The sequence below is a fragment of the Citrobacter sp. S-77 genome (genome assembly GCF_963864895.1).
In the GTDB taxonomy this organism is placed as follows: Bacteria; Pseudomonadota; Gammaproteobacteria; order Enterobacterales; family Enterobacteriaceae; genus Citrobacter; species Citrobacter murliniae.
This window is the reverse complement of the sequence record NZ_CAWLWU010000002.1, coordinates 2,455,440-2,480,813: the sequence shown is the minus strand read 5'-3', so window position 1 is coordinate 2,480,813 and position 25,374 is coordinate 2,455,440. Positions and strand designations below refer to the sequence as shown.

The window sequence follows — 25,374 nt, the reverse complement described above, 5'->3', positions numbered from 1 at the left end:
TCACTCTCTCTCCATGTTCAGCGGGAAATGACAGGCGTAGAGATGATTCTTTGCTCCGGTCAGTCGTGGGGTTTCAATACATTCGCGTTGTGCATAAGGGCAACGTGGTCCCAGGCGGCAACCAATAGGCAATTGCTCTAACAATGGAATTGCTCCCGGCATGGTATTCAGTCGGCTTTTGTGAGGCATCGGACTACCAAAGTCAGGAATGGCACGGATCAACGCCTGGGTATAGGGATGATGCGGAATTGTCACCAGATCTTTACTGGGGGCGGTTTCCACCGTTTGTCCGCAGTACATTACGTTGATTTTGTCTGCCCATTGGCTAAGCATTTGCAGGTCATGGCTGATCAGTAAAATGGTGGTATTGCTGTTTTGATTCAGCCGGGTCAGCAGACGGAAAATTTGTGCCTGCGTCGTGGGTTCCATCGCGTTAGTGGGTTCATCGGCAATCAGCAGGCGCGGCTGGTTAGCCAGTGCGATTGCAATCATCACTTTCTGGCACTCGCCGTCCGTCAGCTCATAGGGGAAGCTGCGCATTGCGTCTTTATGATCTTTGATCCCGACACGGTGCAGCAGCTCAATTGCACGGCGTTTACGCCAGCCAATACGTTGCCACCAGCGCCCTTTATAGGTCCAGGCCGGGATATTTTGCATTAGTTGCCGCCCAATACGTTCAGACGGATCGAGACATGATTGCGGCTCCTGAAAGATCATGGAAACGTTATGACCGACCAGTTTACGTCGCTCACGAGCGGAAAGACGCAGCAGATCGATATCGTCAAAGCGCATACGGTCGGCAGTAACGCGCCAGTTGTCTTTGGCTACTCCGCAGATGGCTTTGGCGATGAGACTTTTACCTGATCCGGATTCACCTACCAATCCACGGATCTCGCCTTCATTCAGCGTCATGCTAACACGGTCAACTGCCTTCACCCATTCGTCGCCGGTCCTGAACTCAATAGTCAGGTTGCGGATATCCAGTAATGGCATTATTCCACCCCCGCAATAATCGCGCGACGTACGCCGTCACCTAACAGGTTAACCAGCAGCACACTGATCATAATTGCCGCCCCCGGCAGCATTACCGTCCACGGCGCGACGTAAATCAACTCCAGCGCGTCGCCGAGCATAGCTCCCCATTCCGGCGACGGGAGCTGTGCACCGAGATCCAGAAAGCCCAGTGCGGCAATATCCAGAATCGCCATCGACAGTGCGCGAGTGATTTCGGTGATAAGTCCGGCGGTAATATTGGGCAGAATCGCAAACCACAAAATATTGAGCGTTGTGGCACCGTCCAGGCGCGCAGCGATGACATACTCTTTTTCCAGCTCGTCGTGCACCATGCTGTAGACGGAGCGTACCATGCGTGGCAACAACGCCAGCCAGACAGCAAACATCGCGTGAGTCAGGTGCGGTCCGGCAAACGCCACCACAATAATCGCCAACAGCAGCGAAGGAATAGAGAGGAGGGTATCCAGAATATGGTTCAGCACGGCGGAGCGTAAACCGTGCGTTGCTCCGGCTAATACTCCTAATACCAGACCACACAGCGTGGCGGCGAGCGTTACGACAAATGCACCACCCACGGTAGGAGCCGCGCCGCTAAGCAGGCGGCTTAACACGTCACGCCCCAGATCGTCAGTCCCAAGGAAGAATGACACTTCGCCATAGCGTGACCAGGAAGGAGGCAGCAGTTGATATCCCAGAAATTGCTGATCGATACCATAAGGTGCGAACCAGCCACCAAAAATACACAGTATCATCAGTCCCGCGCAGCCATACAGGCCGACCATCGCAGGAGCATCACCATAAAAATTGCGCCAGGCGGTGCGTAGCGTACCGGGCGGGCGCTTTTCGGTGTATACGCTATCGTAAGGCATACCATTCCTTATGTTTCAGAGGGTTAGCCATGGCACCCAAAATATCAGAGATAACGTTAACAATAATAACCAGAGAACCAATCACCATAACGCCCGCAGAAATTGCGGCGTAATCCTGTTGACGAATCGCGTTAATCAGCCAGCGGCCAAGCCCAGGCCAGCTAAAGACCATCTCAGTAATCATTGCCAGAGTCAGCATGGTAGAAAACTGTAAACCAAGACGCGGGATCACCGGCGGCAGGGCATTATGCAGCACATGACGTCTCAGGATCGTTAACCGCGACAGGCCGCGGGTGGCTGCTGCTTTCACGTAGTTCTGATCGAAAACTTCAATAGTGCTGATGCGCATTAGACGAATGACTTCGGTTGTTGGCGCGACGGAGAGCGTCAATACGGGGAGCACCATATGTCGGATTGCACTGACCACCATTTCATCACGCCAGGGCGAATCGGAGATCCACGCGTCGATAATGGCAAAACCTGTGACGGGTTTGACTTCGTAGAGCAGATCAAAGCGGCCTGATACCGGCAACCAACCGAGCGTAAGTGAAAAGAGTAATGTCAGCAGTAGCGCCAGCCAAAAAACCGGAATAGAAAAGCCCATCAGAGCAATAGCACTGATGCAACGATCCTGCCATTTATTACGCGTTATGCCTGCCAGCATGCCGATAGGGATCCCAACCATCAGCGCAAAGCCAAAGGCCAGAATGCACAACTCCATCGTGGCAGGAAACACCTCTTTCAGTTGTTCTGAAATCAACTGTCCGTTGATACTGGAAACACCAAAATCCCAGTGAATTAAGCCATTAAACCAGAATACCCAGGCGTTCCACAGCGATGCGCCTTGCAGAGGTGCATGGGGAGTAAAATAGCTCAGGCTAAACCCGATAAATGTCAGGAAGAAAAGGGTTACCAGGAGCAATAAAAAACGCCGCAGGGTGAAGATAATCATGGTTTTTTCACCTCATCTTTCTTTTCCCTGGAAACCCCGGCAAAGGAGGCATTACCAAACGGACTCAGCACCAGTCCTTTGATGTCGTAGCGATAGGCCTGCAGGCGTAGTGAAGATGCCAGTGGCAGAATCGGGAGCTCTTTTGCCAGAATATTTTGTGCTTCGTCATAGGCGTCAATGCGTGAGGCGAGCTGCTGTGAAGACAGCGCCTTGCGCAGAACGTTATCAAACTCCGGGTCACACCAATGGGCAAAGTTGGTCTGCGAGTTAATGGCGGCGCAGCTCAGTAGCGGTCGGAAAAAACTGTCAGGATCATTACTGTCTGTCGCCCAGCCGGACAACGTCAGATCATGGTTCATATCCATTAATCGCGCCTCCTGAAAACGACCTTCTACCGGGACGATTACCACTTTTACGCCAACCTGCGCCATGTCTGCCTGGATCAATTCTGCGGTTTTCAATGGACTCGGGTTCCAGGCCTGAGAGCTGGTGGGTACCCAAAGTTGTAACGTTAAGTTCTCCAGCCCCAGCGCTTTAAGCTGTTCGCGAGATTTTGCCGGGTTGTATTCTGTAATTTTAGCTTCGTTGTCATAAGCCCACGAGGCGCGAGGTAAAATAGATGCCGCTGTTTCCGCCGTACCGTAGTAGATCGACTGCATCAGACGTTGGTTGTTGATCGCCAGTGCCAGCGCATGACGAACGGCAGGATTATTCAGTGGAGGTTTGTCCGTATTAAACGCCAGATAGGCAATGTTCATTCCCGGTCGCAGCGTCAGACGCAGACGAGGGTCATCACGTAAAATACTGAGCTGGCTGGCGGCAGGCCAGGCCAGAACATCGCACTCTCCGGTGAGCAGTTTTGATAAACGCCCCGTGCCACCCGAGCCGAGATCAACGACCACCTGCGGCATTAAAGGCTTACCGCGCCAGAAATTGTCGTGACGTTGCAGACGAATATATTGCCCGGCGCGATTTTCTGAAAGCTGGAACGGCCCGGTGCCGACAGGCTGCCTGTCCAGTAATTCCTGGCGATCCTGTTTTGCCAGCGTTGAGGCGTATTCAGCTGACATGACGGAGGCGTAGTGCGTTGCCAGGTGCCACAGGAAAGAAGCGTCGGGTTGGGTCAGACGAAATTCGACGGTGTTGTTGTCCAGCTTACGCACACTTTGTACGTTATCGGCAAACTGGAGGCTGTCGAAGTAGGGGAAGCTACTGCCATTTACGTTATGCCATGGGTTCTGGCGATCAAAGATTCGCTCGAAGGTAAATACCACATCGTCCGCATTTAGCTTACGTGTTGGGGTAAACCAGGCCGTCTTTTGAAACGGTACGTCTCGGCGCAGATGGAAACGGTAGGTTGCACCGTTGTCCAGCACTTCCCAGCTCTCTGCCAGTTCAGGAACCAGTCGATAAGTGTAAGGATCCACATCAAGCAGCCGGTCATAGAGCTGGGCGGCCAGCGTGTCGACAATCAGACCACTGCTGGCTTTTTGTGGGTTGAATGTGTTGACCTGCCCGCTGACGCAATAGACAAAGCCGCTGTCACGAATATCAGCGTGCGTGGTCTGCTCAGGCGCAGCAACTGCCTGACCACTCAGAAGTCCAGCCATCACGATCAGAGATGATAAAACCAGGCGCATAATTTTTAAGGGATTATATAAAGAAGCTATCTTACTAATATTTAATGACATTTGCCATTACCGTTTGTGTTTGGGGGTAGTAGTGGTGGTAATCACGAATTCAACATCGCGACCTGGTCAACATTCATACCAGCTTTCCACTTTGAATATACCTCATGAACTATCTTAGCATTTTCATGCCCTATCTGACTCGCAATAAACGAGGATACGCCTTAACAGAACTGGTCTGCGTTTTGCCAACGGTTATGACAAGAGGGGAATAGGGAGTGAACAGGCGGCAACCGAATTGTGACGCCAGAACTGCTTTGTTCTTATTCTTTACGCACGATTGAATCGCCACGCTCTGAGAAAAGTCTCCACAGCGGATAATGCCAGCTTATCCAACCACACCGGATCTACCGGAGCCTGGTCAATAAGTGCAGCGGGGAGGGCGTAGCCCATAATGGCCCCAAGAAAAGCTGTTGCTTGCAGATTGGGATCATCCAGTTGAATTTTACCTTCGGTCTGAAACTGAGCCAGAACCTGGGCTAGCGTATCGCGAATCCGGCCAGTAGGGCGCTGCGCAAGGCTGGAAAAGATTTCAGGGCGCTGAACCAGCACCTGAATGAGCAGTCGTTGAAAATGAATATTGGCCGGTGAGAAAAAATAGGCTTGTATCATCCTGGCGATCCCAAGAAGCAGCTCCGGTAAATTATGCTGTTTATCGTCAAGCAACTGCTGCAGAGACGGCTGAAGCTTATCATTCAGAAAAGCAAAGGTTTCAACCAGTAGCTGATCCTTTCCTCCCGGAAAGTGACTGTAAAGCGTTGTTCTGGTTGTATTGGCCTTTTCCGCAATAATTTGAAGAGAAACATCCATGCCGTGCTCGAGGAAAATATCACGCGCAGCCTCAAGAATGCGAGGACGGGCTTTCATCGGGCGACCTTGTGGTTTAGTCATTTACTGTTACGTTTCCTTTTCACTCTCGACCAGTACCGGGGGATTAGCCATTCTTTCAATGCCCCTGCGGATAGCAATAAAAAAGAGTGGAACAAAGAGTAAGGTTAATAATGTTCCGGAAAGCATACCGCCAATAACGGCGACGCCAATCTCCAGGCGGCTTGATGCCCCAGCTCCTGTGGAGAGTACCAGAGGAATTACCCCGGCAACAAATGCCAATGATGTCATCAAAATAGGTCGTAAGCGTAAACTTGCTCCTTCCAGTGTTGCTGTGACAACCTCTTTGCCGCTCTGATACTGTGACTGTGCGAATTCAACGATCAGAATTGCATTCTTGGCGGATAATCCCATGGTTGTGAGCATGCCAACCTGAAAATAGATGTCATTGGTTAAGCCGGTGATCCAGGTAGCGAAGACGGCACCAGAAATGGCGAGTGGGATGATTAATAATACAGCCAGTGGGATGGCCCAGCTTTCATACAGCGCAGCAAGGCACAGGAAGATAAAGGCACAGGTCGCGAGGTAGATCCACTGGGCTTGTCCTGAGGACAATTGTTCTTGATATGACAGGCCGCTCCATTGGAGTCCAAAACCATCAAACTTCTGTATAACATCCTCAATCGCGTCCATTGCGGAGCCTGAACTTACCCCCTCAGTTGCATTACCCTGAAACTGGACGGAAGAAAGTCCATTAAAGCGTTGCAGCATCTGGGGACCCGTGGTCCATTGCAGGGTACTAAAGCTGCTAAAAGATGCCATTAAATCGTTATCCCCCCGTACGTGCCAGGCGGAAATATCCTCTGGCGAAGTACGCCAGTCAGCATCACTTTGCATGTACACCCGCTTGACCCGTCCCCGGTCAATAAAATCATTAACATAAACACCTCCCCATGCGGCGGATAATGTACTATTGATGTCTGCTTGCTCTAGTCCCTGAACCTGCGCTTTATGTCTGTCGATATCGACCCTGAGCTGGGCTTTTTCGTCAAGGCTGTTGATCCTGACAGCCGAAAGATTTGCGTCATCTGCTGCAAGATTCAGGACCTGCCGTTGAGTGCTTAGCAGCGCGTCATAACCGTTAGCTTCCTGATCCTGTAACCAGACTTCAAAACCGCTCGACTGGCCGAGTCCACGTACCGTTGGCGGTGCCGTTACGTTAATGGATGCCAGCAGGTGGCTTTTAAAATACTGGTTAGCACGTGAGATGATGGATTGTGCGCTGTTTTGTTTACCACTGCGTTTGTCCCAGTGTTTTAGCTCAGCGAAAGCCATACCAACATTTTGTCCACTTCCGGCGTTATTGCGTCCTGTGACCATAAAGATGACATTCAGGTTTTCCTTTTCCTCCCTGAGAAAATATTGGCTTATTTCATCACCGACAGCCTGAGTCTGTGTGATTGGAGAGCCGACAGGGAGAGCAAATTGAATCATTACCGAACCCTGATCTTCTTCCGGCAGAAAACTGGTCGGGAGTTTCAGGTAAGTCCCAATAGTTAATAAAACCAGGATTACTGCGAGGATATACAGGCGTACCGGGCGGGATATGCTTCGCTGCAAGAGGCTGAGGTAGGCGCTCTGGCCTTTGTCAATTCCACGGTTTAGCGAAGTAAAAAATCGACCTTGCTGGTGAGGGACGGGTTTAAGCAAATGTGCGCAAAGTGACGGAGTCAGTGTTAGCGCAACCAGAGCGGATAAAATCATTGAAGACACAATCGTCACGGTAAATTGTCGGTAAATAATGCCAACAGAGCCGCCTAAAAAAGCCATCGGTATGAACACCGCAGAAAGCACCAACGCAATACCTACCAGAGCACTGGTGATTTCGCTCATCGAACGTAATGTCGCTTCTACGGGGGGGCATTTTTGTGATGCCATAATGCGCTCCACGTTTTCGACCACCACAATGGTATCGTCTACCAGAAGCCCGATAGCCAACACCATGGCAAAAAGCGTGAGTGTGTTGATGTTGTACCCCAACAGACTCAATATTCCGAAAGTCCCCAGCATAACAACGGGAACGGTGATTGCCGGGATCAGTGTTGCCCGCCAGTTTTGTAAAAACAGGAACATGACAACCACAACTAACAGAATGGCTTCCAGAAGGGTATGAATAACACCTTCAATCGATACGAGTACAAATGGTGTGCTGTCCTTGGGATAAGCTGCAATCACCCCCTGAGGGAACTGCGGAGTCAGGCGCTCTATTTCAGCGCGTACATTTTCAGCCGTTGTTAATGCATTCGCTCCTGACGCCAGCTGAATAGATATCCCGGCCGCCGGATAACCGTTGAGCGTGGTTAGGTTCTGATAGTTTTCTGCGCCGATCTCAACTCTTGCCACATCCCGTAAATAAACTGCGGAACCATCGCTATTGGTACGAAGGAGGATATTCTCAAATTGTTTTGGTGTTTCAAGGCGAGACTGTACGGTGACGGTTGCGTTCAGATACTGATCCGCAGGGGCTGGCTGGGAACCAATTTCGCCACTCGTCACCTGGGCATTTTGCGCTTCAATTGCACTCTGTACATCAGAAGGCATGAATCCGAAGCTATTTAACTTATAAGGATCCAGCCATATTCTCATCGCGTATTGCGCGCCAAACACCGTGGTTTCCCCGACGCCATCGACCCGGCTTAGAGGATCCTGCAGATTACTGATCAGAAAGTCATTGATATCGATATTACTAAGCTGTCGGGAAGGGTCATAGAGCGCCACAACCATCAGACTGTCCCCTTGAGACTTTGTAACGGTGATCCCTTGTTGCTGAACTTCCTGGGGAAGACGCGTAATTGCCTGATTGACAGCATTCTGGACCTGGACCTGGGCAATATCGGGATCGGTCTCCTGTGCAAAACTCAGGCTTATTCGGGCCTGCCCGGCTGAACTGCTGGTGGAAGAGAAGTAGAGAAGACCATCGATCCCTTTAATTTGCTGCTCAATCACCTGAGTCACACTGTCTTCAACTGTTTCAGCTGAAGCGCCCGGATAGTTTGCGGTGATAGTGACCCCAGGGGGCGCGATATCAGGATATTGCTCTACCGATTGTGTGAACAGTGAGAGCAAGCCAGCCGACATAATGCAAATGGCCATTACCGCAGCGAAGACCGGTCTATCAACAAAAAATCTGGCCAGCATATGTCGCTCCACAAACTGTTTATTTACTTTACAGTAATGTAAATAAACGATTTGGACAAATAATAATCATCAAAGACATAGCTTTGTAAGTGACAGGTAACGAAGAATTTAAGTAAATATCTTTAAAATCAGTATGTAACAGAGAGCTATTTTTTAATAAAAATAATCTCTGTTGTTGGTTGATTTCTGGCACGCTGCTGGTTTGCACGAGCAGCGCCCAACAGATGAATGCTGCTTATTACGAAGCGCCACCCCAAAGTCGCTACACTTGATGAGCAGTTCGGGCGACGGCTTTTGCTAAAGCTGATGTTTTTTAAGCAGTGCGCGCAGTTGGTGGTAGGTCAGTCCGAGCAATTCAGCCGCTTTTTTCTGATTAAATCTGGCCTGCTCAAGACTGGTTTGCAGAAATTGTTTCTCCTGTTGCTGTTGGAATTCGCGCAGATCGAGAGGTAATGGTGCCAGAACTGGTGAGGTTTCCGACTGCTGGATTTCGGGGGCGGGGCGTTTGAAAGGGTCAATCACAATCTCATCCAGAGGATAATCACTGGTACCGTGTCGGTAAACCGATCGCTCAACGACATTCTTCAGTTCCCGTATATTACCAGGCCAACGGTAGTGCAGCAGGGTCTCTCTGGCCTGAGCGCTAAATCCTGGAAACAGTGGTAACCCGATTTCACGACACATCTGAATAGCGAAGTGCTCGGCCATTAACATGATGTCGCTTTGACGTTCACGTAAGGGAGGGAGCTGCACTACATCGAAAGCCAGCCTGTCCAGCAGGTCCGCGCGAAAAGTGCCTTCGCTGACCATCCGTGGCAGATCGGCATTTGTTGCGCATACCAGTCGTACGTTAACCTGCAACGGCTGGCTGCCGCCAACGCGTTCGAGTTCCCCATACTCAATCACACGCAGGAGTTTTTCCTGTACCAGCATCGGGGCGGTTGCCAGTTCATCGAGAAACAGCGTCCCGCCATCAGCGCGCTCGAATCGGCCAGGATGGCGCTTTTGTGCTCCGGTAAAGGCTCCCGCTTCGTGGCCAAACAGTTCTGAGTCGAGTAGGTTTTCATTAAGCGCCGCGCAGTTCAGGGAGATAAACGGTCCCTGCCAGCGCGAGGAGAGATAGTGCAGACGGTTGGCGATCAGCTCTTTCCCTGTGCCACGCTCACCGATAACCAAAACCGGTTTATCCAGTGGGGCCAGTTGAGAAACCTGCTCCAGTACTTCAATGAAGCTGTTAGCTTCGCCAAGAAGATTATCTTTGTATCCTGCCATGATGAAATTCACCATTTGTTAGTGTTATTCACCAATGTAACCTAATTTCATGAACAGGTAAAATTTACTATTTTCTTTATAATCAAATAATTAAAAAGTTGGCATGCAAGCTGCATTAGAGCATCAGCAGGGCATTGCCCGATATCAGAACAGTAAGTGAGGATTACATTATGGGTATTTTTTCTCGTTTTGCCGACATCGTGAACGCCAACATTAATGCGTTGCTGGAAAAGGCCGAAGATCCGCAGAAGCTGGTGCGGTTAATGATCCAGGAAATGGAAGATACGCTGGTGGAAGTTCGCTCGAATTCAGCGCGCGCACTGGCAGAAAAGAAACAGTTATCTCGCCGTATTGAACTGGCCACCGCGCAACAGGCGGAGTGGCAGGAAAAAGCGGAGCTGGCGCTGCGCAAAGAGAAAGAAGACCTGGCGCGTTCTGCTTTAATTGAAAAGCAGAAGTTAACTGATTTGATTACCACTCTAGAACATGAAGTGACGCTGGTTGATGACACGCTGGCACGTATGAAAAAAGAGATTGGCGAGCTGGAAAATAAACTCAGCGAAACCCGTGCTCGTCAGCAGGCGCTGACGCTGCGTCATCAGGCTGCAAGCTCCTCCCGCGACGTTCGTCGTCAGCTGGACAGCGGTAAGCTGGATGAAGCGATGGCGCGCTTTGAATCTTTTGAACGCCGCATCGATCAGATGGAAGCCGAAGCTGAAAGCCATAACTTTGGTAAGCAAAAATCTCTCGATCAGCAATTTGCTGATTTGAAAGCAGATGATGAAATCAGCGAGCAACTGGCGCAGTTGAAAGCCAAAATGCAGCAAGACAAGCAATAATAACATCTGGCGGCGCCAGAGCGCGCCGCCGCTCATCACCTGTAAGGAGTACACATGAGCGCGCTATTTCTGGCCATACCGCTAACCATCTTTGTGCTGTTTGTTTTACCGATTTGGTTGTGGCTGCATTACAGCAACCGTTCCAGTCGTGGCGAGTTATCGCAAAGCGAACAGCAGCGCCTGGTGGAATTGAGTAATGATGCACAGCGCATGCGTGAACGTATTCAGACGCTGGAAGACATCCTTGATGCAGAACATCCTAACTGGAGGGACCGCTAATGGGGGGCGTTAACCTGAACAAAAAACTGTGGCGTATTCCACAGCAGGGTATGGTTCGTGGGGTCTGTGCCGGTATCGCACAGTATCTTGATGTTCCGGTGAAGCTGGTGCGAATCCTGGTTGTTTTGTCGATTTTTTTTGGTCTGGCCTTTTTTACCATAGTGGCTTATATCGTGCTGACTTTCGTTCTGGATCCAATGCCAGACAATGTCGCTTTCGACGAACAACAGCCCTCGAGCGGCGAACTGCTTGATGCCGTCGATCGTGAACTGACCGCAAGTGAAAATCGTTTACGCGAAATGGAGCGTTATGTGACTTCAGATACGTTCACATTGCGCAGCCGCTTTCGCCAATTGTGAGGATTGAGATGAACAATCGCTGGCAGCGTGCCGGGCAAAGGGTGAAGCCTGGTTTTAAATTAGCAGGCAAGCTGGTACTTCTTACCGCGCTCCGCTATGGTCCTGCAGGCGTTGCCGGTTGGGCAGTGAAGTCCGTTGCCCGACGTCCGCTGAAAATGGCGCTGGCGTTGATTCTGGAACCTTTATTGAGCCGCGTGGCGGTAAAATTATCCAAACGTTATTCCGGGAATTAGCCCGACATCCGAATGACGCTATTTGAAATAACATATAGATAACATTTTTCCTGTTAATTTGCGGCAGCTCACAAATACGATTTTTGGGCTGCCACAAGAACCTTGATCTTTTTAATATCAGAAGCCTCCATGCAGCCGTATTTAGACTTCCAGTTGTAGTAGGTAGCCCGGCCTCCCGGCAGACATCTTTAACAGTTCATTCTGCTTCAACCGACTTAATCACAGCGATGATCTGATGCTCAGTAAAACGGGCTTTACGCATAGCGATCTCATTCGTTGGCAGATTGATTATGCCGGATGATCTCGAAAGGTTAATGGCTCGATTATGCGAGATACTTACAACTTCAGTTCTGGAGGTGACTAATTGGACTAAGCCGTGCACACGAAATACGAAAATGGTAAATCCTAAGACCAGATTTACCATTTTATAATGAAGGATGTTAAGGTGACACAGCCGCAAAACCTTATCTTGCGGAGTAGTTCAGCTCCTTCATTTGCCCCACAACACACCTGACTACTCGATCCATTTCCTTGAGAAAAAAATCTACCTCACGCTGGCTATTGCTTTTGTTCCTCCCGTAAATCCTTTCTTCAAATCTGCAGTTTATGTAGTTCACTGTCTGATTCACTATGGGACGCTTACCTTCACGTGTGAGGTATAGTTTTATGAATTTTGTTCCATTGTCATCATGGATATTGGTATGGAGATATAAAGGAGCCCACTCTGTACTCAGATGATTATCATCACTATTCACCATTTTGGCGTTAATGCCTGCTTTGTGAAGAGCTGTGGGAAGGTAAGTGACATACAGGTTGTCGATGAAATGACGTGAACCAACGAGGATTATGTCACTCACGTCTTTACGCTTAAAGCCTATCGCTTCAGGCTCAAAATCAGCTGGGTGAAATAGTAGTTCCATCAACTCGTTGAAGTCATGAGTGAAGTCGAACAAAGGCTCTGCTGGCGGCCCAGCCCTGGGAGGGCGGGGCGCCTCTTTCAGCAACCCCTCATTCTGCAGGGCGCGCACCGCCTTCATTGCCATTCCGCTGGACTGCCCTGTATGTAGTACCTCGGCTTCCTCAAGTGAGACGGTACCGTAAATTGGCACAGTTTTACGGATCTTCATTTCGCGGGCAAACTCTATCTGGTAACGAGTCAGCGTGCTTACTGTGCGGATGAAATGTAAGCGGATATCCGAAGGCATATCACTGAGAGTCTTGCGGCCCAATTTTAGTGTGAGCCGAGTATAGTACTCAGTTTTTGCATCCTCATCATCGACAGCCAGCTTCTTGATTATCGATCGCATATCTTCCTGACGGAACTCCGCGTCCTCATCATAGTTGCAATTTAGCCCCATGAGATACATTTCAAGACGGGCAAGCCTTGTTTCTCTTTCTATTTCGGCGATGCCTTCAATAAACTTTTCAGTGGCCGACACCGCGCCGCCCACAAGAGGTACCGTCTTTATTGCTTCAATCACCATATCTCTGGCGAATTTTCTGTTTGCCGAGCTGCCAAAAATGGCATTTGTTTCTGCCAACACGCTCTTCACAAAGGTGTGCTGCGCCTCAAGTTCCTCGTTTTGCCTATCGTCTGCTAGCCCTGCCATGTATCGCCCCAGTAACATAAGTCCTAATACCGTTCAATTAGTACAGCATGAACAATATGTTAAGTACATACAGGTTTCCTTTGTCCTGCGCAGATTCATAAAAATAAAAAGTCGGTTTCTTTTAGTCTCTTCACGTGATGGTGATAAAAAAACTAGTGCGCGGTGGATCTGCTAATCCCAGATGAAATCAGGCTACAGCGAGAGTGTCGCAGCGAATTGGTCATTCTGAATCAGCTACTCGCTCGCTGCCTGATTAGCATAAAACCGATGGGGGGGAACGAATCTTAAACTCGGGCAACGGGAGCACGTGCTGAGTCTGTGAATTATGGATCGTTTGGCGATGTATAGCGGCATATGGGGGAACTGTGACTGGGGGAGCTATCGCAAGAACGCGATGCACCTCCGGGGTGTTAAGTTAATGTCAAAGAACTCAGTACATGAAAATTAAAACCCTATTTAATCCGAGCCAGTCAGCAACTGCTTGTGTAACCAACCCGTTGCCGATTCCAATCAAATGCAGGTTCTGCAAGCATCCGGTGCGTGCAGCAACCCATCAGGAAGAGTATGGACGCGATTACAGCGACTGGCCGTATATGTACTACTGCGAAGAGTGTGAAGCATATGTAGGTCTGCACCCGTTCACCGCAATACCCATGGTCACTCTGGCCGATAAGATGACCAGGGATGCTCATAGGAGCAGTAAAAGGCCGTTCGAAAGATTCTGGCGATGGGCATATGACGCGCAGAAAGGCGTATCAGTGACTGGCTCGTCATATTAGTATTCCAGCTGCAGAGTGTCATTTGGGATGGTTCGGCACCGAACAATGTCATAGTGCCCGGCGATTCTGTGAGGAAAAATCAGGGAATGCGCATTTTGGCAAACGGAAAGTAGCTATTTAGTAGGATTGGAATGACGGCAGTAAGATGGTGCCGCCCATCCCTAATTAAATCATACGATTTTACTACATTAAACTTTGTACCGTTTATTAATATAGAAAATGACAGTTACTAATGCCTGAGTCTGGGGAATCAGCAACCTTTCCTGATTTTTATCAAGCCATCTAATCTGATAGAGGTATCGCTATGTCTAACAATATCACACAAATCAATTATGATGCCAACTCCATTGAGACTAAACAAGCTTCTGATGCCTTGGATGAATTGAGCGTGGAGATACAAAAAATAAATTTACCAGAAGAGTTTTGCAAAAAGTTTGATGTTGTCCTAAAGCTATTGGATAATTCTATAAAATTGCTAGAGGTATTTTATAAAAAGGTTCCTATTTCAGTTATAAAAAAACAATTACAACCTTAAACGACATAAAGAATCTTTTAGCAATCTTAAACACAGGCTTCTGCCCAACACAACCTTAAGGTGGATAACATGTCTCAATACGGTTTTTTCGAGGGAGAGGTCAAAACATGCTGGTTAACAGATATAACACCCAATAGAAATATGGAAATCTTGGAGAATTTCTCGTACAACGATCCCGATGGGAAAAATTGGGTAACGCAAAATGGCAGTACTATTAATGGTGCAAGTATCCCTCGGGTTTTTTGGTCAGTAGTGGGCTCCCCTTATATAGGAAACTACAGACGCGCATCAGTTATTCACGACATAGCTTGCTGTCTTGTAAAAACCAGATCAGAGAGGAAAAAAGCCGATAAAATGTTTTACTATGCTTGTCTTGCAGATAAATGCCCCCCATCTCAAGCAAGAGTATTTTATGTTGCTGTTAGAATTGGAGCTTATGTTGATAATATAGGTGTTTATTCAACAGATTCAACCTTTGATGACGATTTTTTCAAGCCGGGGTTGTCATCAGTGGAAGTGAAAAATGCTCAACTCATTGGTGTACTTAAGGATATAGGTACTGTTGCTTATTCTATGCCTGATAATTCAATCCCCGAAGATTTGGATGCTATCATAGATCCAAAAATATCAGTATATGTTAAGACTTTAAATGATTCTACTTAGTTTCATTATTTTATTAAAATGATGGTGCGAGCGATCACCAATCTCAATATAAACGATTTTTAGCCATGCGTCAGTCTCGGTTGTTTTAATAGTTCGTGGTTCATTATGTGATCTGCATATTAAGCAGTTAGCACAGAGCCATCAGCGTATTTAGCCTGCATAGGCTAACCACGGTAAATCATCAACGGGGAATAATTCCTATCACTCTTAATGTGTTCTCTTTCCTCAACGCACCCGCACCATCAACCCGCTTCGGCGGGTTTGTTTATAGAGCGCTTGATATGTTGTAAATAGGCCCGTTTTAGTTCCATGTATTTTTTGAGAACCCGGTCAAATAATGGTGTTGTCGATATTCCTCCGGCATCATATTGTTCAGTGATTCATGCGGGCGTTCACAGTTATATTCTGACAACCATTTTTCGTGATTCCCCGCACTTCATTCAGCGTTCTGAACAGATAAAAATCAAGTGTTTCTGTACGGTATGTCCGGTTAAAGCGTTCAATGAAAGCGTTGTGCTTCGGCTTACCCCGTTGGATAAAATCCAGTTTTACTGCATGTTTCTCTGCCCATTCTGCTAGTGCCTGTGAGATAAATTCCGGACGCATAATCCATGCGTAGCATGACCGGATAGCCACGATTTTCCCCGATCCTGTCGAGTACACGGATCACTCGCAGAGCTGGCAGATTCAGATCGGTTTCAATTGACAACGCATCACGGTTAAAGTCATCAACGACATTGAACGTGCGAAAACGACGGCCACAGACCAAGGGCTCATGCATAAAATCGACAGACCAGCTCTGGTTCAGCGCTTCCGGCGTGACCAGTGGCGAGGGATTACCCACCGGCAGCCGTTGTTTGCCCATACGGCGAAAATTCAGCTTCAGCATACAGTAAATACGGTGGAGCCTTTTGTGGCTCCACGGGTATCCCTGCCGCCGCACAACCTGGAAGAGTTTCGGAAAACCGTATATTGATCAAAATTGTGGCAGGGAGGGTGATGCTGACGCGCTGGCTGAATGGCAGACGTACCTCTGTAATTTACGAGATATGACACCAGCGCAACTACACACATCTCCAGCGTAATTCCCTGACACGCCTGCACCAATCATCTAAGGAACGCGTCAGCAGAGCTAGAAAACCAGGAATAGATACGGAGGGCAAAACAAAATTTTGGGGGGCAAAAATATGACTTGGGGGCAAAATAGGGGGATTAAAAAGGCCGATTATGTCCGATGGTGGCTTTTCCTTGAACTATCTAAGTAATTGAAAACCACAAAAAAATAATGTTTACAGGGATGTATTAAAAAAGTTACCATACCCCCCTATAGTATACAGGAGGGCGTATGCCGCATTCCCCGGAAGATAAAAAACGTATTCTTACTCGTGTACGTCGTATTCGTGGTCAGGTTGATGCACTTGAACGCGCGCTGGAGTCCGGCGAACCGTGTCTGGCTATCCTGCAACAAATTGCCGCTGTACGCGGCGCGTCCAATGGCCTGATGGGCGAAATGGTCGAAATTCATCTGAAAGATGAGCTGGTCAGTGGTGAGACAACCCCGGACCAGCGTGCCATTCGCATGGCTGAAATCGGCCATCTTCTTCGCGCTTATCTAAAATAAACACCATCACCTCGCAATAATGGGAAGAGACAGATGAAATCACGTGCAGCAGTAGCATTTGGCCCCGGCCAACCGTTGAAAATTGTTGAGATAGACGTCGCCCCGCCAAAGAAAGGGGAAGTGCTGGTTAAAATTACCCATACCGGCGTCTGCCATACTGACGCTTTTACGCTCTCTGGCGACGATCCGGAAGGTGTGTTCCCGGCGGTACTTGGCCATGAAGGTGGCGGTATTGTGGTTGAGGTGGGAGAAGGCGTCAGCAGCCTGAAACCGGGCGATCATGTGATCCCTCTGTACACCGCAGAATGCGGTGAGTGTAAGTTCTGTAAGTCCGGTAAAACCAATCTGTGTCAGGCCGTCCGCGCCACTCAGGGTAAGGGGTTGATGCCGGACGGTACGACTCGTTTCTCTTATAACGGCCAGCCGATTTATCACTACATGGGAACCAGTACATTCAGCGAATACACCGTGTGCGCAGAGATATCCCTGGCGAAGGTAAACCCAGAAGCACCACTGGACAAAGTGTGCCTGTTGGGATGTGGCGTCACAACCGGGATCGGGGCGGTACATAATACGGCGAAAGTCAAAGAAGGTGACACCGTTGCGGTATTTGGTCTGGGCGGTATTGGCCTCGCGGTTATTCAGGGTGCCGTTCAGGCAAAAGCCGGGCGCATTTTAGCGGTTGATACCAACCCTGAGAAATTCAAACTGGCAGGTGAAATGGGCGCGACCGATTTCGTCAACCCAAATGATTACGAGAAACCCGTTCAGGACGTGATTGTCGAACTGACTGACGGTGGCGTGGACTTCAGCTTTGAATGTATCGGCAACGTTAACGTAATGCGCGCTGCGCTGGAATGCTGTCATAAAGGGTGGGGCGAAAGCATCATCATTGGTGTGGCCGGTGCCGGTCAAGAGATCAAAACGCGTCCGTTTCAGCTGGTTACCGGTCGCGTCTGGCGCGGTTCGGCGTTTGGTGGCGTGAAGGGGCGTACACAGCTTCCAGGAATGGTCGAAGACGCGATGAGCGGGAAAATTCAGCTCGATCCCTTTATTACGCATCGTTTGCCGCTGGAGCAGATTAACGAAGCGTTCGATTTAATGCATCAGGGCAAGTCTATCCGCACCGTGATCCACTTTGGTGATAACTGATTCATTAGCCAGCGGATCCCTTCGCTGGCACTTTCCTGAATTTCTTTGAATTATGTTGTGAAAGTGTGATGAATGTTGCGCTTTTTACGGTAATCAAACTTCTTGAATTGCCGATGACTATCTAATGGGCGTGTTTTCACGCATTAACCCTACAAGAGAGTCGACGGTCATGGACAACACTAAATCGATGCAAGCCCAGTATAAACTGGGCTTTCTGCATCAAATCCGACTGGTTCCGCTGTTTTCCTCCATTCTCGGTGGCATCCTTCTGCTGTTCGCTTTAAGTTCCGGATTAGCAGCTTATTTCCTTATGCAGGCCGATCGCGATCAGCGTGATGTAACGAATGAAATTCAGGTCAGGATGGGGTTATCTAACAGTTCGAACCATTTACGTACTGCGCGTATCAACATGATCCATGCGGGCGCGGCAAGCCGCATTGCTGAAATGGATGACATGAAAGCCAATATTGCAGACGCGGAAAAACGGATTAAGCAATCGCAGGATGGTTTTAAGGCTTATATGTCTCGCGCGGTGAAAACACCAGCCGATGAGGCACTGGATGTAGAGCTGGGCACCAGCTTCAAGGCCTATATCGACGGCCTGCAACCTATGTTGAAATACGCTAAAAACGGGATGTTTGAAGCCATTATCAACCATGAAAATGAGCAGGCCAGACCGCTGGATTCCACTTACAACAAAGTACTGTTGAAAGCCATTGAGCTTCGTACCGCCAGGGCCAACTTGCTCAGTGAGCAGGCCCATCAGCGTACTCAACTTGGCATGGCATTTATGCTCGGTGCATTTGTACTGGCGCTGGCACTGACAGTAATGACGTTTATTGTCCTGCGCCGTACCGTCATTCATCCTCTGTTGCGTGCTGCTCAGCGAATCGAGCAGATATCAACGGGCGATCTCACGATGCAGGATGAACCCACCGGACGTAGTGAAATTGGGCGTTTAAGCCATCATCTGCAAAAAATGCAACGTTCGCTGGTACAAACGGTAGGCACGGTGCGTCAGGGGGCTGAGGAAATCTACCGCGGCACCAGTGAAATATCGGCGGGAAATACTGACCTGTCATCACGAACTGAAGAGCAGGCCGCAGCCATAGAAGAGACGGCGGCCAGCATGGAAGAACTGACGGCTACGGTGAAACAGAACGCCGATAACGCACACCATGCCAGCAAACTGGCGGAAGATGCCTCAGGTAAAGCCAGCCGTGGCGGGCAAATGGTCTCTGGCGTAGTGAAAACCATGGGTAATATTTCGACCAGCTCGAAGAAAATCTCTGAGATTACCGCTGTGATTAACAGCATTGCCTTCCAGACCAATATTCTGGCGTTGAATGCGGCGGTCGAAGCCGCGCGGGCGGGCGAGCAGGGACGTGGCTTTGCGGTGGTGGCCAGCGAAGTGCGCACGCTGGCGAGTCGTAGCGCCCAGGCGGCAAAAGAGATTGAGGGATTGATCAGCGAATCTGTTCGCTTGATAGACCAGGGCTCTGGCGAGGTAGTGGCTGCTGGTAACACCATGACGGATATTGTCGATGCGGTTAAACGTGTGACGGATATTATGCTGGAAATCGCGGCGGCTTCCGACGAACAAAGTCGCGGTATTGTGCAGGTGAGTCAGGCAATTTCAGAGATGGATAAGGTGACTCAGCAAAATGCCTCGTTGGTCGAAGAAGCGTCGGCCGCAGCGGCATCACTGGAAGAACAGGCGGCGCGTTTAACAGAAGCGGTTGGTACATTTCGGTTACAGGGGAGTGTGATTAAACCGACTTTTTCAGCAGCGACGCCGGTTTATTCATCACCCAGCACAGTGAAGGCAGGTATGGATAACTGGGAAACGTTCTAATCAGTATAAAATCCGGTAATGCGGAACTGCGCATTACCGGGTTTACCGTTACTTGTACGTTGCACTAATGGTGCCGGTTGCGCTGAAGGCTCCGGGCTTATAATTATCACAGGTTTTTTTGTTATCTGAAGTGCAGGTGAGTAGGGCTGCCATGGGAATATCTTTCGATGTAATAAAATCGCCGAAATTAATAGAGACTTCAGAGTTACTGTCATTGGCGGAAAGATAGGTTCGTGACGAACCTTGTTCGTATGAGACAGCTATGCCACGCCCGCCAGCCGCCCACCACCCGGAGGCGGCGTCGATAGTGTTAGCGAGGATCCCTAATCCTTTATTGTCATAGGCGGATTTTGTTGATGTCAGCTTCAGGGTAAGCCCAGAGGTATTTACGCAGCCGCTATTTTTCAGGGTAAAGGTTTTGCGCGGGCTGTCATTGCCAACATCACCGAAATCAATGGTGGTTGGTGAGGCTGTAAAATTGCAGGTTGGGGTTTCGAATTTAACGGTAAACGATGTGCTGTTGACGTTAATTCTCAGCTTTTCTTTGTCACCTTCATCAAGCGAACCGGCACGAAATGTTCCAATTAAGCCATTTTGAATGGGGTGGGCATCGCCCACAGAGGTAACTCTACCGTATTGCCAGATCTCAATCGTTGCGATGATATCACGATCGGTAGCATCTTTTTGATAATCAAACAGGCGCGTTTCTGTTGTTTCTGGGGGCAAATAAGCGATTCTATAGGCACCTGCGGTATAAATTCGTACTGAATAATATATCCCTGGGATATTTGTCGGCCAAAATGCCCTGTTGTGTTCTCCATAAAGACTGGATTTAACGCCTGCCGCATTTGAAGCCTCCGACCATCCATACCAGTCCGCTCCATCATTACCGGTGCCACACTCAAGCTTACCAATCTTAACATCCTGGAGTGCCCCTAAACGAGTGAGCGCGGTATTTTTAGGGTTGAAACTACGCACGGTCAATGTGCTAGTAGTGATAATTTGAGACTGGTTGTCCGGGTGGAAACTACATTCAAAAGCCTGAACGTAATTTATCAGAACACTTAATCCCCATAGCCCCGCAGAAAAAAATAGACGTCTGGCCGTTGAACGTATATGCATTGAATTGTGATTATTCATTATTTATAACTCACGCTGATTTTAACCTGGCTTAACACCCCGCCAGGTGTGACCGGTTTTGAGGGATCAATTTTCTGATAGCGGGCTTGAAACGTGTATTCGGAATATGACGATTCGGAACCGATATACCGGGTGAAGTTAACCGCTGACGTGTTGTCTTTATTCAGCACATTGGTACTTTCATAAAAAACGACTACACCGATATTTTCCGCCGCAGACGTTGCCTTTACCCTGCCAGTCGGCCCGGTATATTCATTGGGGAATATTTGATTACCGCTAAGCTGAGCTTTCTGTGGTTGAAAACTGAGTATCAGCGTTTTTTCCGCTGAGCCGGAATCGCAGCGCGCTTTCACCTGCAGCGGTTTGGTAGCAACATGGCCCGGAGATGTTGCACTCAGCCCCGCCCAGTTACCACCGGCAGAAAACGCATTGATATTCAGATCGCCTAAATCAACATCAGAAGCGGTAATATCACAGGTTCCGGATACAATCTCGGCCTTTAGGGTTAATGTATTGGTTGTGCTATTGACATCCGACCATGATGGAGAGGACATCAGCAGCAAAAATACCAGCGTATATTTTTTTACTGTCATGTTCGCGCCTACTGATAAGTCGTGGTAAAGGTCAACGTACCGTTAAAAATTCCTGTTTTAACCGTCGTTGACGAGGATGCTGGCCGTAAAACTAATGTTAAAGGGAGTTTTGCGTTAGTGCGTTCAGTACTGCTCCAGGTTATTTTTTCATTATTATTAGGATCAAGTGGAATTGCAGTGTTTAAATCGCTGGTACGATACAACACGGCAGCAACGCCTACTTCCCCACCTTTTAATTCGGTAGAGTATCCACTCCATGAAGCACTGGCCTTGGGTAACGTTTGTATCCAGTTCAGCGTTTGTTTGACCGTAGAACCTGAGCTAGTGATATAACAGTCGTTATACTGCAAAGAAAAATCTTTCCGCGTATTACTGCCCTGAGCCTCTATCTGCGACATCGTTAATGCGCCAAAATCAAGAGTCTGATTAACGGTGGTGTTTGAACCCACCGCAATACTGATATTGCAGGTTGTGGTCTGCAAAGTAGCTCGAAAATTGACGGTCACATAAGAAACCGCTGAAACAAAAGGGCAATTAAGGATTAAACAGGCCAACAGAATATTACGCATTGTTATCTCCCTGACTCTGGCATCTGACAAATTAAGCTATCCAGATGAATTGATTTACCGATCATCACCGGAGATGGCGGAATGTGATAATCAACATGACAGCGGCTCTGGTTGTCATTTCCCCAGACCACGTTCAACCGCCCATTATTTTCAATCCCTCGCAAAAAGGCTCGCCCGGCTTGCCCTATCGCCCCGACCGACTTACCTTGTTCATTCAGTACATCCGCACCCAGCGGGATGAAGCTGTTATCGCTGCGGCGAAGAGTGACAAAGACCGACTGGCCTGCTTCGGTAGCAAAAGTTACTTTCACGACAGCGCCTTCACGAGGAACCACGGCAGCGGAGGTGTTTTTCACTTCCACATCGCTGGTCACCGTACTCAGATCGAGCCCCACGGTATTTTCTGCATACGGCGTCAGGCTGGTAGCGACGGCATAGCCAGCATGGTCGATTTCGCTATAGCCATTGGTAGTTGTAGCCCCGTCAGCCCCTTTAGCTTCAATCAAGGCAATGGCGGATTGGTTATCGACATTACCCGGTAACAGCGTTAAGCCGCCGCTGTGTAGCAACAACCCGCCATTATTATTTAGGGAATATTGCTGGTTGTGGTTTTTATCGACACTGGCAGAGAGGCTGGTGGTTCCTCGGGTTCCGTTGTAGTTGGAGTAGCCACTCACAGAATAGGTATCGTCGCTCCCGTTACTCTGGTTACCCATCGTACTGAGGCTGTAGTTCCATTTATTGTCTTTACTGTTTCCGCTGGCGGTACTGGTAAAACCATTACTGTCGCTGAAATCGCTGTTCACGCCCATGCTCAAATTGGAAAAGAGCGGTTGCTGACTGTCGTTACCGTTGCCGAAAGGAATATTGAAACCAACATACAGGCTATCGTTTTCTTCTCCCCATTCGTCGTAACTGCGCTGTAACGATACGTTCCAGGATATTGAACCGAAGGTGTTGCTGTAGCCGATGGAGTACTGTGATGTGTTGCCGGTTCCCCCCCAGTAGCTGATCCAGCTACCGCTGAGATAGAACGACCCGTAGTCTTCGTTGTTGACGGTCAGAGGTTGGTTGACGTTAACCTGAAACTCATTTTTTGAGTGGAGATAATTGTTGCGATACGCGTTGTCAGAGCTGAGATCGTTTTCGTCAGCGTAATTGGCAATGCTATTCTGTAATGAGAGTGTATCGTTTAGCGAGAGGTAATCTTTGGTGCTGTAGCGATACGCGGTTAAGCTGAAGTTCGTATTGGTAGTGTCCAGAACATTGCTGTAAGTCAGCCGATAGCTCTCGCCTTGTAAATCGCCAACATCGTCCAGGGAGGCTCGGGAATGGATAGCGTCAAAGGCTATCGCCCCTAGCCGGGTATTGAGCGCCATCCCCAGCATACCGGCCTGATAATCACTTTCCATGACCTGAAGGCCACCATACAGGGTGAAGATGTCACTCAGACCATAATTCCCGTTGCCGGTGATGACCCACGGCGTGTCATTACTGTAATCATTGTCAATGGTACCGGTGGCGAAATCCCAGTCGACTTCCCCTTTGGTCATCAACTGTGCGACAGACGCGTAAGGTACGGAAAAAAAGCGCTTCGAACCATCGGCTTCTTCAACCGTTACATCCAGGTCAGCACCGTTGATTGCCACATAGTAATCTTTCAGCGCAAACGGCCCCGGCGGTACGGTCGTTTCATAGATAATGCGTGATTGCTGGCGCACCGTGATTTTGGCATTACTGTTTGCCACGCCATTGATCACCGGAACATAACGACCATCACGGGGATCCATACGTTCATCGTTATAGAGATGAACCCCTTTTATGCTCACGCTATCCAGCGCTTCGCTGATCGAGGTAACCTGACCCATTTCCAGCTGCGCCCGAATGGGCGGTAGGTCACGCTGCAAATAGAGATCGTAATTATCCCATGAGGCAGTATCGTCGTTAGCCCAGTTCAGTGCGCCGCTGGAACGTAAACGCCAGGCCCCCAGGTTAATGCCGTATCCTAATCCGAGGTAGCCAGTGTCGGACGTATCACTTTCATTTTCGCTATGATAGCCACTAAAGTTCCAGGTCAGTAACGCTGCTGGTATGCCGGAATCCCAACGCGCAGGGTTCACATAACCGACCGGATGGCTCACTAAAAAAAGCTGAGGAACTGTGAGCATCAAGACTTGTGAATTAGGATCGTAACTGATGCTGGAAGACGGGTAGTAGTCAGCCAGTACATAGCACTGTGCGTCGCCCTCTGTTGCTGCCGGTAGCCGGGAAATATCAATACTGGCCTCTTCCAGAAGCGTTCGCGTTAAACAGGGCGTCGCATTCGGCGTGTTATTTTCGATAAATTGAACGGCGGTGGTTTGTTGTGCCTTGCCATTAATCGACACGGAGACGGTATATGTCCCGGCCTTTACCGGGTTGCCATGCGCGTATTGAGCAACGTTAATCGTCGATTTGTTCCCGGCATTACCGAAAATAAAATCGTCGTTGAATTCAATATAGTTTTCATCAGCAAAACCTGACTGACAAAACCCGAACAGGATGAAGGTAGAAGCAGCAATTAGGCGTGTCGAAGTCTGCATTAATGCTATCCCTGCGTTTACTTTTTGGTGGCTTCCACATTACCGCCGTAGTCATTGACGGCAGTCCATGAAATGGTATCCATCTGAGTTGATGTCAGTGATTTCACCGCATAGCGAGCGCTGGAAAACGGTGCAACCATATCAGGTTCAATGTTGTACTTTTTACCCCCGGAGGTGATCGTAGCGCCCACCAGAGAGACAAAATAAGGGGAGTCGTTTTTTGCCGTCGCCCAAACTTGTTTTTCTTGATTGGCCAGGCTCCATTGCAGGTGTTGAATGGCTTCGGCAGGTGAGCCGGGAAGGGAAATCGGGCGATAAAATACCTTGATGCGTGTTTTAAGCGCTATCTGCAGTTGATTTGATTTATCTGCATCTTTATTTTTTTTCGGGATCTCAAGCGCGTTAAACCAGTAAACGCTTTCGCGATCGGTCGGTAAAGGTTGCCCATCCCAGTTTAAACGTACGGTAAGACCCTGTTTCGGATCGACCCGGCTAACAGGAGGGGAGGCAATAAACGGCACATTTAATGCCTGTGGATCGACGTCTTCATGTCCGTCATCTAACCAGGACTGGATTAATAGCGGCTGTTGCCCCTGATTAACCATTTTGATTAACGCCTCTTTGGCATCTGAAGGGTAGATAACCCGGGTGGCATTAATAACAATACTGGCCGTTGATGGAGCGCTAAATGAAATAAATGTTGTAAATATAATTACGGTAAATATGTTTTTTATTGGCATTTTA

At 48.9% G+C, this 25,374-nt stretch carries 23 protein-coding genes and 2 pseudogenes; 10 read left to right on the top strand and 15 right to left on the bottom strand.

Annotated elements, in window-relative coordinates; translation table 11 throughout:
• The 7 genes from sapD to pspF all read right to left on the bottom strand — a co-directional run bounded on the left by sapD (nucleotide 1) and on the right by pspF (nucleotide 9,836).
• The gene (sapD, locus tag AACS05_RS12390; protein ID WP_045443447.1) at nucleotides 1-993 is read right to left on the bottom strand and encodes a peptide ABC transporter ATP-binding protein SapD; all 993 of its coding nucleotides are present in this window, start codon (nucleotides 991-993) and stop codon (nucleotides 1-3) included.
• Nucleotides 993-1,883 carry a peptide ABC transporter permease SapC gene (gene sapC / locus AACS05_RS12385; protein ID WP_045443444.1) on the bottom strand — a complete coding sequence of 297 codons (891 nt, stop codon included), beginning with the start codon at nucleotides 1,881-1,883 and terminating at the stop codon, nucleotides 993-995. Before sapC ends, sapD begins: the two co-directional genes overlap by 1 nt.
• Complete coding sequence (sapB, locus tag AACS05_RS12380) at nucleotides 1,870-2,835, bottom strand: peptide ABC transporter permease SapB (protein ID WP_045443441.1); 966 nt, start codon at nucleotides 2,833-2,835, stop codon at nucleotides 1,870-1,872. The genes sapC and sapB overlap by 14 nt, the downstream gene beginning before the upstream one ends.
• The gene (sapA, locus tag AACS05_RS12375; protein ID WP_045443438.1) at nucleotides 2,832-4,475 is read right to left on the bottom strand and encodes an ABC transporter substrate-binding protein SapA; all 1,644 of its coding nucleotides are present in this window, start codon (nucleotides 4,473-4,475) and stop codon (nucleotides 2,832-2,834) included. Before sapA ends, sapB begins: the two co-directional genes overlap by 4 nt.
• A gap of 318 nt (nucleotides 4,476-4,793) precedes the next feature.
• The gene (locus tag AACS05_RS12370; protein ID WP_045443435.1) at nucleotides 4,794-5,414 is read right to left on the bottom strand and encodes a TetR/AcrR family transcriptional regulator; all 621 of its coding nucleotides are present in this window, start codon (nucleotides 5,412-5,414) and stop codon (nucleotides 4,794-4,796) included.
• Between the two features lie 6 nt (nucleotides 5,415-5,420).
• Nucleotides 5,421-8,549 (bottom strand): efflux RND transporter permease subunit, encoded by a 3,129-nt coding sequence (locus tag AACS05_RS12365; RefSeq protein ID WP_045443432.1) that lies wholly within the window; start codon nucleotides 8,547-8,549, stop codon nucleotides 5,421-5,423.
• A 297-nt stretch (nucleotides 8,550-8,846) separates the two neighbouring features.
• Nucleotides 8,847-9,836, bottom strand: coding sequence for a phage shock protein operon transcriptional activator (pspF, locus tag AACS05_RS12360; protein WP_190284561.1), 990 nt, complete (start codon nucleotides 9,834-9,836; stop codon nucleotides 8,847-8,849).
• A gap of 155 nt (nucleotides 9,837-9,991) precedes the next feature.
• Between pspF and pspA the strand changes: the two genes are divergently transcribed.
• Genes pspA through pspD form a run of 4 tightly spaced genes read left to right on the top strand, consistent with a single transcriptional unit; the run spans nucleotide 9,992 to nucleotide 11,531 of the window.
• Nucleotides 9,992-10,660, top strand: a complete 669-nt coding sequence (gene pspA, locus AACS05_RS12355; RefSeq protein WP_045443428.1) for a phage shock protein PspA — start codon at nucleotides 9,992-9,994, stop codon at nucleotides 10,658-10,660.
• Nucleotides 10,661-10,714: 54 nt separating this feature from the next.
• Entirely contained in the window at nucleotides 10,715-10,939 is a 225-nt protein-coding gene (pspB, locus tag AACS05_RS12350) for an envelope stress response membrane protein PspB (RefSeq protein ID WP_045443425.1), read from the top strand.
• On the top strand, nucleotides 10,939-11,298 hold the full coding sequence (gene pspC, locus AACS05_RS12345; RefSeq protein WP_045443422.1) for an envelope stress response membrane protein PspC: 360 nt from the start codon (nucleotides 10,939-10,941) through the stop codon (nucleotides 11,296-11,298). The genes pspB and pspC overlap by 1 nt, the downstream gene beginning before the upstream one ends.
• Nucleotides 11,299-11,306: 8 nt before the next feature.
• Nucleotides 11,307-11,531, top strand: a complete 225-nt coding sequence (pspD, locus tag AACS05_RS12340) for a phage shock protein PspD (RefSeq protein ID WP_045443419.1) — start codon at nucleotides 11,307-11,309, stop codon at nucleotides 11,529-11,531.
• Between the two features lie 95 nt (nucleotides 11,532-11,626).
• Here the strand turns inward: pspD and AACS05_RS12335 are convergent.
• Both AACS05_RS12335 and AACS05_RS12330 read right to left on the bottom strand, forming a co-directional pair.
• Nucleotides 11,627-11,793: pseudogene (locus AACS05_RS12335) on the bottom strand (transposase); the annotation flags it as partial.
• Between the two features lie 202 nt (nucleotides 11,794-11,995).
• Complete coding sequence (locus AACS05_RS12330; RefSeq protein ID WP_045443416.1) at nucleotides 11,996-13,141, bottom strand: hypothetical protein; 1,146 nt, start codon at nucleotides 13,139-13,141, stop codon at nucleotides 11,996-11,998.
• A 437-nt stretch (nucleotides 13,142-13,578) separates the two neighbouring features.
• On the opposite strand from AACS05_RS12330, the gene AACS05_RS24990 reads away from it, so the two are divergent.
• The 3 genes from AACS05_RS24990 (at nucleotide 13,579) to AACS05_RS12320 (ending at nucleotide 15,118) form a co-directional block, all read left to right on the top strand.
• Nucleotides 13,579-13,920, top strand: a complete 342-nt coding sequence (locus AACS05_RS24990; protein WP_071828951.1) for a zinc-finger-containing protein — start codon at nucleotides 13,579-13,581, stop codon at nucleotides 13,918-13,920.
• A 304-nt stretch (nucleotides 13,921-14,224) separates the two neighbouring features.
• A complete protein-coding gene (locus AACS05_RS12325) occupies nucleotides 14,225-14,455 on the top strand; it encodes a hypothetical protein (RefSeq protein ID WP_045443413.1) in 231 nt (76 codons plus the stop codon).
• Between the two features lie 69 nt (nucleotides 14,456-14,524).
• On the top strand, nucleotides 14,525-15,118 hold the full coding sequence (locus AACS05_RS12320; protein WP_052369284.1) for a DUF1353 domain-containing protein: 594 nt from the start codon (nucleotides 14,525-14,527) through the stop codon (nucleotides 15,116-15,118).
• Nucleotides 15,119-15,419: 301 nt separating this feature from the next.
• Here the strand turns inward: AACS05_RS12320 and AACS05_RS12315 are convergent.
• Nucleotides 15,420-16,088 (bottom strand): annotated as a pseudogene (locus AACS05_RS12315) (IS3 family transposase); the annotation flags it as partial.
• A gap of 375 nt (nucleotides 16,089-16,463) precedes the next feature.
• Between AACS05_RS12315 and AACS05_RS12310 the strand changes: the two are divergent.
• The 3 genes from AACS05_RS12310 (at nucleotide 16,464) to AACS05_RS12300 (ending at nucleotide 19,746) form a co-directional block, all read left to right on the top strand.
• Nucleotides 16,464-16,739, top strand: a complete 276-nt coding sequence (locus tag AACS05_RS12310) for a metal/formaldehyde-sensitive transcriptional repressor (RefSeq protein WP_045443410.1) — start codon at nucleotides 16,464-16,466, stop codon at nucleotides 16,737-16,739.
• 33 nt (nucleotides 16,740-16,772) lie between these two features.
• Nucleotides 16,773-17,891, top strand: a complete 1,119-nt coding sequence (locus AACS05_RS12305) for an S-(hydroxymethyl)glutathione dehydrogenase/class III alcohol dehydrogenase (RefSeq protein WP_045443407.1) — start codon at nucleotides 16,773-16,775, stop codon at nucleotides 17,889-17,891.
• A gap of 169 nt (nucleotides 17,892-18,060) precedes the next feature.
• Nucleotides 18,061-19,746, top strand: a complete 1,686-nt coding sequence (locus tag AACS05_RS12300; RefSeq protein WP_045443404.1) for a methyl-accepting chemotaxis protein — start codon at nucleotides 18,061-18,063, stop codon at nucleotides 19,744-19,746.
• 48 nt (nucleotides 19,747-19,794) lie between these two features.
• Here the strand turns inward: AACS05_RS12300 and AACS05_RS12295 are convergent, their stop codons facing one another.
• From AACS05_RS12295 to AACS05_RS12275, 5 genes are read right to left on the bottom strand one after another with little or no spacing between them, the layout of a single operon-like run.
• Complete coding sequence (locus AACS05_RS12295; RefSeq protein WP_045443401.1) at nucleotides 19,795-20,886, bottom strand: fimbrial protein; 1,092 nt, start codon at nucleotides 20,884-20,886, stop codon at nucleotides 19,795-19,797.
• Nucleotides 20,886-21,479, bottom strand: a complete 594-nt coding sequence (locus AACS05_RS12290) for a fimbrial protein (RefSeq protein WP_045443398.1) — start codon at nucleotides 21,477-21,479, stop codon at nucleotides 20,886-20,888. Before AACS05_RS12290 ends, AACS05_RS12295 begins: the two co-directional genes overlap by 1 nt.
• Before the next feature lie 8 nt (nucleotides 21,480-21,487).
• Nucleotides 21,488-22,048 carry a fimbrial protein gene (locus AACS05_RS12285; protein WP_045443396.1) on the bottom strand — a complete coding sequence of 187 codons (561 nt, stop codon included), beginning with the start codon at nucleotides 22,046-22,048 and terminating at the stop codon, nucleotides 21,488-21,490.
• Between the two features lie 2 nt (nucleotides 22,049-22,050).
• Complete coding sequence (locus tag AACS05_RS12280; RefSeq protein WP_045443393.1) at nucleotides 22,051-24,630, bottom strand: outer membrane usher protein; 2,580 nt, start codon at nucleotides 24,628-24,630, stop codon at nucleotides 22,051-22,053.
• A gap of 17 nt (nucleotides 24,631-24,647) precedes the next feature.
• The gene (locus AACS05_RS12275; RefSeq protein ID WP_071828949.1) at nucleotides 24,648-25,370 is read right to left on the bottom strand and encodes a fimbrial chaperone; all 723 of its coding nucleotides are present in this window, start codon (nucleotides 25,368-25,370) and stop codon (nucleotides 24,648-24,650) included.
• Nucleotides 25,371-25,374: the final 4 nt, after the last annotated feature.

What these genes read in the sequence shown, in the direction of transcription:
- sapD (WP_045443447.1), bottom strand. Translation starts at nt 993, where the DNA reads ATGCCATTACTGGATATCCGCAACCTGACTATTGAGTTCAGGACCGGC.
- sapC (WP_045443444.1), bottom strand. Translation starts at nt 1,883, where the DNA reads ATGCCTTACGATAGCGTATACACCGAAAAGCGCCCGCCCGGTACGCTA.
- sapB (WP_045443441.1), bottom strand. Translation starts at nt 2,835, where the DNA reads ATGATTATCTTCACCCTGCGGCGTTTTTTATTGCTCCTGGTAACCCTT.
- sapA (WP_045443438.1), bottom strand. Translation starts at nt 4,475, where the DNA reads ATGCGCCTGGTTTTATCATCTCTGATCGTGATGGCTGGACTTCTGAGT.
- AACS05_RS12370 (WP_045443435.1), bottom strand. Translation starts at nt 5,414, where the DNA reads ATGACTAAACCACAAGGTCGCCCGATGAAAGCCCGTCCTCGCATTCTT.
- AACS05_RS12365 (WP_045443432.1), bottom strand. Translation starts at nt 8,549, where the DNA reads ATGCTGGCCAGATTTTTTGTTGATAGACCGGTCTTCGCTGCGGTAATG.
- pspF (WP_190284561.1), bottom strand. Translation starts at nt 9,836, where the DNA reads ATGGTGAATTTCATCATGGCAGGATACAAAGATAATCTTCTTGGCGAA.
- pspA (WP_045443428.1), top strand. Translation starts at nt 9,992, where the DNA reads ATGGGTATTTTTTCTCGTTTTGCCGACATCGTGAACGCCAACATTAAT.
- pspB (WP_045443425.1), top strand. Translation starts at nt 10,715, where the DNA reads ATGAGCGCGCTATTTCTGGCCATACCGCTAACCATCTTTGTGCTGTTT.
- pspC (WP_045443422.1), top strand. Translation starts at nt 10,939, where the DNA reads ATGGGGGGCGTTAACCTGAACAAAAAACTGTGGCGTATTCCACAGCAG.
- pspD (WP_045443419.1), top strand. Translation starts at nt 11,307, where the DNA reads ATGAACAATCGCTGGCAGCGTGCCGGGCAAAGGGTGAAGCCTGGTTTT.
- AACS05_RS12330 (WP_045443416.1), bottom strand. Translation starts at nt 13,141, where the DNA reads ATGGCAGGGCTAGCAGACGATAGGCAAAACGAGGAACTTGAGGCGCAG.
- AACS05_RS24990 (WP_071828951.1), top strand. Translation starts at nt 13,579, where the DNA reads ATGAAAATTAAAACCCTATTTAATCCGAGCCAGTCAGCAACTGCTTGT.
- AACS05_RS12325 (WP_045443413.1), top strand. Translation starts at nt 14,225, where the DNA reads ATGTCTAACAATATCACACAAATCAATTATGATGCCAACTCCATTGAG.
- AACS05_RS12320 (WP_052369284.1), top strand. Translation starts at nt 14,525, where the DNA reads ATGTCTCAATACGGTTTTTTCGAGGGAGAGGTCAAAACATGCTGGTTA.
- AACS05_RS12310 (WP_045443410.1), top strand. Translation starts at nt 16,464, where the DNA reads ATGCCGCATTCCCCGGAAGATAAAAAACGTATTCTTACTCGTGTACGT.
- AACS05_RS12305 (WP_045443407.1), top strand. Translation starts at nt 16,773, where the DNA reads ATGAAATCACGTGCAGCAGTAGCATTTGGCCCCGGCCAACCGTTGAAA.
- AACS05_RS12300 (WP_045443404.1), top strand. Translation starts at nt 18,061, where the DNA reads ATGGACAACACTAAATCGATGCAAGCCCAGTATAAACTGGGCTTTCTG.
- AACS05_RS12295 (WP_045443401.1), bottom strand. Translation starts at nt 20,886, where the DNA reads ATGAATAATCACAATTCAATGCATATACGTTCAACGGCCAGACGTCTA.
- AACS05_RS12290 (WP_045443398.1), bottom strand. Translation starts at nt 21,479, where the DNA reads ATGACAGTAAAAAAATATACGCTGGTATTTTTGCTGCTGATGTCCTCT.
- AACS05_RS12285 (WP_045443396.1), bottom strand. Translation starts at nt 22,048, where the DNA reads ATGCGTAATATTCTGTTGGCCTGTTTAATCCTTAATTGCCCTTTTGTT.
- AACS05_RS12280 (WP_045443393.1), bottom strand. Translation starts at nt 24,630, where the DNA reads ATGCAGACTTCGACACGCCTAATTGCTGCTTCTACCTTCATCCTGTTC.
- AACS05_RS12275 (WP_071828949.1), bottom strand. Translation starts at nt 25,370, where the DNA reads ATGCCAATAAAAAACATATTTACCGTAATTATATTTACAACATTTATT.